The sequence below is a fragment of the Nocardioides sp. CPCC 206348 genome, from assembly GCF_048654705.1.
Taxonomy (GTDB): Bacteria; Actinomycetota; Actinomycetes; order Propionibacteriales; family Nocardioidaceae; genus Nocardioides.
In genome coordinates this window covers 16,088-16,786 of the sequence record NZ_JBMCZA010000218.1, presented here as the reverse complement: position 1 = coordinate 16,786, position 699 = coordinate 16,088, and the positions used below count along the sequence as shown (strand labels likewise).

Annotated in this window: 1 protein-coding gene; it reads left to right on the top strand. The window is 70.7% G+C overall.

The features are described from left to right. Positions 1-647 (top strand): helix-turn-helix transcriptional regulator (locus ACOADB_RS24510; protein ID WP_378605000.1); only part of this gene is annotated, 647 nt, incomplete at its 5' end. Between the last annotated feature and the right edge of the window lie 52 nt (positions 648-699).

The following is a 699-nucleotide window of genomic DNA, read 5'->3' as shown; positions in this document are numbered from 1 at the left end:
GCATGGCGGCCGGCGGCCTGCAGCAGGGGGACGACGCGGCCGAGGAGGCGTTCCTGGCGATGATCCGCGCGGGCTGGGCACGGCCGGATCCGCTGTTCCGGCGGGTGTTCACGAACGCGTTCATCCCGGGCGCGACCGAGCAGCAGATGGAGTGGATGGACGAGCTGCAACGCACCTCGACCAACACCGAGAACGCCGTGTGCAGCCGGATCGCCCGCCACCAGGTGGATGTGGCGCCGCTGCTCCCCGAGGTCGTCGTACCCACCCTCGTGCTGCATGCCGAGCGGGACCGGGTCGCGCCGGACTGGGGGCCGAAGCTGGCCGCCGAGATCCCCGACGCGCGGCTGGTGATGCTCGACTCGGCCAACCACGTGTTGCTGGCCGACGAGCCGGCGTGGCCGGTGTTCCTGCAGGAGGTCGGGTCGTTCCTCAACGAGGACCGGGCGCAGGTCCCGGTGTCGAACCTGTCCGCACGCGAACGCGAGATCCTGCTGCTCGCTGCCGAAGGCCTCGACAACACGGCGATCGCCGACCAGCTGACCCTCAGTGTGCGCACCGTGGAGCGGCACTTCCAGAACGTCTACCTCAAGCTCGGCCTGTCCGGTCGTACGGCGCGTGCCGCGGCCGTCGCCCGCGTCCTCACCTGAGCCCTGGTCACCGCACAGTCACTACGTACGCGTCGGCGTACGACGACGCCCT